10 protein-coding genes are annotated in these 7743 nt (G+C 36.7%); 5 read left to right on the forward strand and 5 right to left on the reverse strand.

All coding sequences use genetic code 11. From position 1 onward, the window contains the following. Positions 1–60: 60 nt before the first annotated feature. From BMX40_RS01960 to BMX40_RS01970, 3 genes are all read left to right on the forward strand, one after another. Positions 61–534 (forward strand): staygreen family protein, encoded by a 474-nt coding sequence (locus BMX40_RS01960; RefSeq protein ID WP_090866288.1) that lies wholly within the window; start codon positions 61–63, stop codon positions 532–534. A gap of 112 nt (positions 535–646) precedes the next feature. Beyond that, entirely contained in the window at positions 647–2014 is a 1368-nt protein-coding gene (locus BMX40_RS01965; RefSeq protein WP_090866290.1) for a dipeptidase, read from the forward strand. A 114-nt stretch (positions 2015–2128) separates the two neighbouring features. Next, complete coding sequence (locus BMX40_RS01970; RefSeq protein WP_090866292.1) at positions 2129–2887, forward strand: (S)-benzoin forming benzil reductase; 759 nt, start codon at positions 2129–2131, stop codon at positions 2885–2887. A gap of 59 nt (positions 2888–2946) precedes the next feature. On the opposite strand, the gene BMX40_RS20515 is transcribed toward BMX40_RS01970, so the two are convergent. The 4 genes from BMX40_RS20515 to BMX40_RS01985 all read right to left on the reverse strand — a co-directional run bounded on the left by BMX40_RS20515 (position 2947) and on the right by BMX40_RS01985 (position 5733). Further along, a complete protein-coding gene (locus BMX40_RS20515) occupies positions 2947–3057 on the reverse strand; it encodes a YjcZ family sporulation protein (protein WP_211753608.1) in 111 nt (36 codons plus the stop codon). 45 nt (positions 3058–3102) lie between these two features. Continuing rightward, on the reverse strand, positions 3103–3237 hold the full coding sequence (locus BMX40_RS20520; RefSeq protein WP_211753609.1) for a YjcZ family sporulation protein: 135 nt from the start codon (positions 3235–3237) through the stop codon (positions 3103–3105). A gap of 134 nt (positions 3238–3371) precedes the next feature. Continuing rightward, complete coding sequence (locus tag BMX40_RS01980; RefSeq protein WP_090866294.1) at positions 3372–5018, reverse strand: putative ABC transporter permease subunit; 1647 nt, start codon at positions 5016–5018, stop codon at positions 3372–3374. After that, positions 5008–5733 carry an ABC transporter ATP-binding protein gene (locus BMX40_RS01985; RefSeq protein ID WP_090866296.1) on the reverse strand — a complete coding sequence of 242 codons (726 nt, stop codon included), beginning with the start codon at positions 5731–5733 and terminating at the stop codon, positions 5008–5010. Before BMX40_RS01985 ends, BMX40_RS01980 begins: the two co-directional genes overlap by 11 nt. Before the next feature lie 156 nt (positions 5734–5889). Here BMX40_RS01985 and map point away from each other — a divergent pair, with 156 nt between their 5' ends. Together map and BMX40_RS01995 are read left to right on the forward strand one after the other, a co-directional pair. Continuing rightward, on the forward strand, positions 5890–6642 hold the full coding sequence (map, locus tag BMX40_RS01990; RefSeq protein WP_090866298.1) for a type I methionyl aminopeptidase: 753 nt from the start codon (positions 5890–5892) through the stop codon (positions 6640–6642). Between the two features lie 28 nt (positions 6643–6670). Continuing rightward, positions 6671–7447, forward strand: a complete 777-nt coding sequence (locus BMX40_RS01995; RefSeq protein WP_090866301.1) for a cobalamin-binding protein — start codon at positions 6671–6673, stop codon at positions 7445–7447. Here the strand turns inward: BMX40_RS01995 and BMX40_RS20525 are convergent. Continuing rightward, positions 7424–7743: hypothetical protein (locus tag BMX40_RS20525; RefSeq protein WP_211753610.1), on the reverse strand; the 320-nt coding region annotated here is incomplete at its 5' end. The genes BMX40_RS01995 and BMX40_RS20525 overlap by 24 nt on opposite strands.

Here is a 7743-nt window from a genome sequence, read left to right on the forward strand (position 1 = left end):
TCAACATCTTTTTCTTAAATATGCATATATATGACGTAGACACTTTCACAAGGAGGCGTCATGGCTCATTTTACTTCTCAAAAATTATCGGTGAATGTTATCCCACCTGCGAATAATTTGCAACCAATTATTGGAAGGAAATATACGCTTACCCACTCCGATGCTACTGCTGAATTGTTTTTAGATGTCGGTTATGTATTCAATGTTCAGGCTATTAACCCAAAAATGCGGGATGAAGTGCTGGGAGAATGGCAGTATGATTGTCATTTCGTATTTGTAGGACACGCTTATGTAGATAACGGGGAGTTTAGTAAAGAGGTAACAAACACTCGTTTTCACATATTCCAAAAAGAAATGCCTACTGCAATTAGAGGAATGATGAATGGGGATCAAGCTTTTTTCTCTAACTATCCGTACCTTCTACATGCTCCGATTTCTATTTATTTTCATTCTACCTATACAGAATATAACCAGGTATTTTTTTACGGTACTCCTAGGCAATATTTATCTCCTATACCCATTCATAATATCTAACAAAATACTTCCTTCATCCTTACACCCCTCATTCATTCAGACAGTATGTTAGTTCCCTTAATCTATCTATGCTAAAATAATAAAATAAACCAAACAAAGGGGTGCATGATAGATGAGTGAACAAGTATTGCAATATTTATCTAATAATCGAGATCGCTTATTGGAAAAATTAAATGGCTTTTTATCTATTCCTAGTGTGAGTACAGACAGCGTACATAATAAAGACATTAAAGCAGCTGCTGAATTTTTACAAACCTATTTACAAGACATTGGATTTGAAAATGTTGAACAGTTAGAAACGAAGAAGCATCCACTCGTTTATGCTGAATATAATCAAGCAGGTCCGGAAGCGCCTACTGTTCTATTTTATGGACATTATGACGTTCAACCAGTGGATCCAATTGATCTTTGGGATAGTGATCCATTTAAACCTGAAGTTAGGGACGGACGCTTATATGCACGTGGATCAAGCGATGATAAAGGACAAGTTTTCATGCATTTAGCTGTTTTTGAAGCATTCATGAAAACAGAGGGAAAACTACCTATCAATGTGAAAGTATGTATTGAAGGTGAAGAAGAGATTGGCAGTGAAAATCTATATGATATGCTTCATGAAAAGAAAGAATTATTTGATGCTGATTTTGCGGTCATCTCTGATTCCGGTATGGTAGCAAAAAATCAACCAACGATTCTATATGGTTTAAAAGGATTTACGGGAATTGAAATAACGGTTAACGGCCCTGACCATGATATGCACTCTGGAATGTACGGTGGCGCTGTGCGTAATCCGATCATGGCCCTATCTCATATTTTAGCAAGTATGAAAAACACGGACGAAGTAGTCACAGTAGAAGGTTTCTATGATGGTGTAGAGCCTCTTTCAGATGAAGAAAGAAAATTAATTAAGGAAGTACCTGGAGAAGATTACAAAGAGACTGCAGGTATACCGGAAACGGCTTCTGAAAAAGGATATACAGCTAAAGAACATACGATGGCTCGTCCAACATTCGAAGTGAATGGGATTTATGGTGGATATCAGGGAGAAGGTACCAAAACAATCATTCCTTCTTCTGCAACTGCTAAGATAACCTGTCGACTTGTTCCTGGACAAGATCCAGATAAAATCCAATCGTTACTAGAAGAGCATGTGAATAAGGTTGCACCATCTGGTGTTACCGTTGAAGTGAAAAAAGAAAAGCTTTCTGCTAAAGCATATAAAGTAGAGCCAAACAATCCATTAATTCAAAAAGCGGCAGATAGTTATACCAAAGCTTTTGGCAAGGAAACGGTTTATGTACGCATGGGTGGATCGATTCCAGTTGTAGAATGGATTGAAGCGATTTATCAAATGCCAATCGTATTACTTGGATTTGGAACACCAGATGATCGTTTACATTCACCGAATGAAAGCTTTCCATTAGACAGCTATGATAAAGGAATGGAGACGTTAGTTTACTATTATAATTCCATAAAAGAATAAAAGGAGAGAAGGGCTTCACACCAAAATGAGGGATGAAGCCTTTCTTAATATGATAGAATTGGTATAATAGGGAATTACTATGTATGTAAAATTGGTACAAGGAGTTATGAACGCATGAAAACAGCAATAATTACAGGTGTTTCCAAGGGTTTGGGGCAAGCAATAGCAAAATTATTTTTAGAAGCGGGAATTCATGTCATTGGTGTATCGCGAAATGATAATGAGGCACTTCATGAAACAGCAAAAGAAAATGATCGTACATATAAACATTTTTCCTGTGATCTAGGAAATGTATCGGAAATGGAAGAAACTATAGCTAATATTAATCAAGCGTTGATTAAAAACGAACCATCTACTATCTATTTAGTGAATAATGCTGCAATGATTGATCCAATTAATCAAGCAATGGACATCGATAGTGACGCGTTATCGAAGCATGTTCAGGTTAATACAGTAGCACCAATGGTATTTATGAACAATCTCTTAAAAACAGCAACAAATTTAAATACGACACTTTTTGGTGTAAATATTACGTCGGGTGCAGCGGAGCGCCCAATCTATGGTTGGAGTGCCTATTGTAGCACCAAGGCAAGCATTAATATGTATACAAAAACGGTGGCCCTAGAGCTAGAAGAACTGAAGTCAGAACATAAAGTCATTGCCTTTAGTCCTGGAGTTATGGATACCAATATGCAAGAAAAAATCAGGTCAAGCTCCCGTGAGTCTTTCATTGAAGTAGAAACCTTTAAAAATTATAAAGAGAATAACCAATTACGTAATGTAAGTGATGTCGGTAGTGTACTCTTTGATATTATAAGAGATGAAGCAAATTTAAAAAATGGAAAAATATATAATGTGAAAGACTATTCCTAAAATAAAACGAAAATCTGCCATTGAGCAGATTTTCGTTTTTTTCTTGTGTATATTATGGCTTAGTAAAATCCGCCACCAAAGCCACCTGCACCAACAATGATTAAGAGAATAAATAAGACGACAATTAATGCGAATCCGCCGCCATAACCATATCCGCCTGTGTAACCCATACATGTCACCTCCAACGATGTTTATTATATAAAGGGGTGGTTTAATTACCACCAACCACCGCCATAACCATATCCGGGACCATAACCGCCAGTGAACCCACTTGCACCTACGATTATTAATAGGATAAACAAGACAACAATAAACGCAAACCCGCTACCTGTTTCTACTCCTTTACTCATATCTTCCCACCTCCTCGATATTATAGTATGTATGCTTTCTTTAGTTGGCAGGGCGGATGTCTATATTAGGTGAGAATCCAAATAAAAAAGCATGCATTGACTACTCAGAATCAATACATGCTTATTGGATTATTTTACATAATGGTTTGATGATCACGGTCATTTAGTTTTTTCTGTAATAAATAATGAATAAAGAAGGTAGCACCAGTTAAGACAAGGAATAGAATAGTAAACGTTACGAATAATCCGTTAATAAATGGAAGATTCCATAGTAGCAAAACAATAAAACCTAATGGCACAAATTCAAAAAGTAATGCAAATAAACCAATTAGTCTTGCTTTAAAAACTTCTTGTTCATCTGTCCAATTTAACTTCGGTTGGGAAAAATCGAGATAGGTTCCGACTGCACTTGTAAACCAACTGGCAAGTAAAACAAGAAGGAGCCATAAAAGAAATGGAATCCATGAAACATCTAGAATTGCCAAAAGCACTATTCCAAATAAAACGATGGTAATCAAGTTTATCAACCATGAAATAGCAATTTTACTAAAGAAAATTTGTTTTGGATCTAATGGCAGAAACAAATTTGTATGCCAATTCTTTCCTTCCCTTGAAACAGAAGATATCGCTGTCACATTGGCTGACAGAATAAATACAGTAACAATAAATAAAAGTAGTATCATTTGTTTATGTCCTAAGCCAGTCATTATTCCTGATAGGGATAAAGTGTTTGAATCCATTAATAAGATAATAAATAAAAAAACTGGACCGAATAGACTTTGGATGACACATTGAATGAAAAAGGTAGGTGTTCGAAAAATAATTCGTAACTCCTTTTGGATATAAGTGATCCAAACAGGTTTGGCAGTTGTTTTTTTCAATACTTGTTGACTTGATACTTGCTTTTTGTGTCCAGTATTAACACCGAGAACTCCTTTCAAATAAAAACGCTGGCCTGCACCAATAAATAAAAAAAAGAAACCAATACTTAAACCAATAAAGAGTAAAAAGAATAACAACGATTCGAGACCATTTGTAAGAAGTGCTCTTGTTCCAAATAAAGCAGGTGGATAGAACGTTGTAATGAACTGCAATAGTCCATCTCTCTCTTGTAAAAATTGAGCAACGTTTTGTAAGAATGCATCTTGATTGGTATTTAGTCGAACAAGTACATTTATTCCAATGATAAAAGATAAAAGGGCGATCCCGGCGATAATTTTCGATCGGTCTTTATTTTTAGCGATATTAACAAATCGCATAACAAACATAACGAATATGGCAGCGATTGTGAACGGAATAATTGGAAGTATGAAAAATAGTAACAAACCAAACAAATAGTATAGGAAACCTGCACTACTGAAATTACCAAAGTAAAACATGATCGGTAAGTAAATTGCGATTGTTGTTGTATACAAATAGATAAAGGGTACTGCGGCTTTCCCTAATAATATTTGGTAGGGCTGCAATGGAAACGGAATGAATGATTCGATATCCTCTGCAAAATAAAACGCACTGATAATGGTAATAAAGCTTATAATAAATAATAGGATAGTCAGGATTAATAACAATAGACCTAAAATGATGGAGCTTTGTCCAAGTGGTTCTAATAATTGGTAAATGGTTTGGACAGCTTGTTTTAATGCATCTAGATAAAACATTAAAAAAGGTAAGAGAAAAAATGCAGCTAAAACGAATAGAATAATTTGGGTATTGTTTTTCCCTGCTTTTGAATAATGCATCTTAACCATTGTTTTGATAACGAGTAATGTTTTATTCATCATTTGTCAACTCCAGGAAAACTTGTTCAAGCGATTGATCAGATTGATATGTTTCACGCATTTCATCTAAGGTGCCGTAAAAAAGTAATTTTCCCTTATTAATAATGGCAACGATATCACATAGTTGTTCGACAACTTCTAACCCGTGACTTGAGAAAAAGACAGTATTTCCTTTATCGGCATGTTCACGCATCATTTCCTTCAGCATATAAGCGGATTTTGGATCCAATCCAGTTAATGGTTCATCTAGGATCCAAATATCGGGGTCATGAAGCAATACACCCGTAACAATAATTTTCTGTCTCATTCCATGGGAGTACGTCTGTATGTAATCACCTAATGCTTGATCAATGTTAAATTGCTTGGTTAAAGCTTCTATTCGTTCCTTTCGTATATCGGCCGGCACATTAAAAATATCACCGATGAAATTTAAATATTCAATACCCTTCAGGCGTAAAAACATATCTGGATGGTCTGGGACATAACCAAATATTTTTTTTGCTTCCTTTGGTTGTTTTTCAATGTTAAATCCATTTAGCGTTATGGAACCTTCATCAATGGGTAAAATACCTGTCATCATCTTAATGGTTGTTGATTTTCCAGCACCATTTGGCCCGAGAAATCCAACTATTTTTCCATTGGGTATTGTTAAATCTAATGAATCAATCGCTCGCTTATTTCCAGCAAAGTGTTTCGTGACCTGGTTTATTTCGATCATCTAGATCCCCCTCATTTTTAAAATTGTTGTATGAAATGGTTTGTCGCTACTGAAAGAAGTTTCATTATATGATAAACTTGAATAATGTAAAATTATCTATAGAAATAGTTTAACATAGAGAATATGTCTGTTGATGATAGAAAGGAAGTTTTTAGTATGATTACAAGAAAAAGTAAACGTGAAATTGAACAAATGCAAAAAGCAGGAGATTTACTTGTAGAGATCCATAAAGAGATAGGAAAAATGATTAAACCGGGTATTACTACGTTAGAAATCGATGCTTTTGTGGAAAAGTATTTGGAAGAGCATGGTGCAACTGGAGAACAAAAAGGTTACAACGGCTATCCATATGTAACATGTGCTTCTATTAATGACGAGATTTGTCATGGCTTTCCTCGTGATGAAAAATTAGCTGATGGAGATATTGTAACCATTGACATGGTCGTGAATTTAAATGGAGGCTTAGCTGATTCAGCATGGACCTATGCCGTTGGGAATGTAGACGAAAAAGGAAAACGTCTGATGGATGTTACGAAAACATCTCTTTATAAAGGACTAGAACAGGCGAAAGCTGGAAATCGCATTGGAGATATCGGTCATGCAATTCAAACATATGCAGAGGCAGAAGGATTCTCCGTAGTACGTGACTTTACTGGACATGGGATCGGGCCAACGATTCACGAAGACCCACATATTCCTCATTTTGGACTACCAAATAAGGGACTTCGTCTTAAAGAAGGAATGGTCATTACCATTGAGCCAATGATTAATGAGGGAAGCTGGCAGAGTCAAATGGATAGCAATAATTGGACAGCAAGAACGGTTGATAAAGGGCGTTCAGCACAATATGAACACACCATTGTGATCACGAAAGATGAGCCGATTATTATAACAGACCAAGATAAATAAGTGCGTTGATTTTTGGGGAGGGATCGAGATGCGAGTTGTGTCACTTTGTCCAAGTAATACGGAAATCATGGAATACCTCGGAAAGACAAATCTGTTAGTTGGCGTTGATAACTTTTCAGACTTTCCACAAGCTGTATTAGACTTACCTAGGGTAGGACCAGATTTATCGATTGATATGGAAAAGGTGGCTTCGTTAAAACCAGATCTCGTCCTTGCTTCTTTAAGTGTTCCAGGAATGGAAAAGAATATTGAAGGATTAGAGGAAAAGGAACTTCCGTATATTACGCTTGACCCCAATTCATTGGATGAAATAGCAGATGATATTCAACAAGTGGGAAATGCGATTCATGAAAGAGAATTAGGAGAGCAAAAAGCGAATGAATTTCGTAACGAGATTCATTTTCACCGAAAACAAGCTTCAACATTTACCTCGAATCCAAGTCTGTACTGGGAATGGTGGCCAAAACCGATTTTCACTCCTGGTGGGACCAATTGGTTAACAGAGATAAGTGAACTAGCAGGTGCACGTAATGTTTATGCTGACCATCAAATGGCCAGTGTTCAAACAGATTGGGATGACGTTAAAAGGAAGAATCCGGATCATATTTGTATGGTGTGGGTTGGTGTAAAGGAAGAGAAAATGAATCCAGAACTCGTCAAAAAACGTCCAGGGTGGAGTAACATGGATGCCATCAAAGAAGGGAATATCCATGTATTGGAAGAGTCCTTATATTGTAGGCCATCCCCTCGGTTACTCGAAGGACTTCGTAAATTAACGGCACTATTGACGGGGGAAGACCGCTAACTTGGTTTGAAGATTGTGACGTTGTTGATAACTAGGACTTGGAACGAACGTTGATAACTTGGAGCGAACGTCGATAACTTGGAGCGAACGTCGATAATTCGGAACGAACAGTTGATAAGTCGGGATGAACGTCGATAACTCGGAACGAACGGTTGATAAGTCGGGATGAACGTCGATAACTCGGAACGAACGGTTGATAACTCGGGATGAACGTCGATAATTCGGAGCTAATGGTTGATAAGTCGGGATGAACGTCGATAACTCGGATCTAACGGTTGATAAATTGGAACGAACGT

The sequence above is a fragment of the Oceanobacillus limi genome (assembly GCF_900111445.1).
GTDB lineage: Bacteria > Bacillota > Bacilli > Bacillales > Amphibacillaceae > Ornithinibacillus > Ornithinibacillus limi.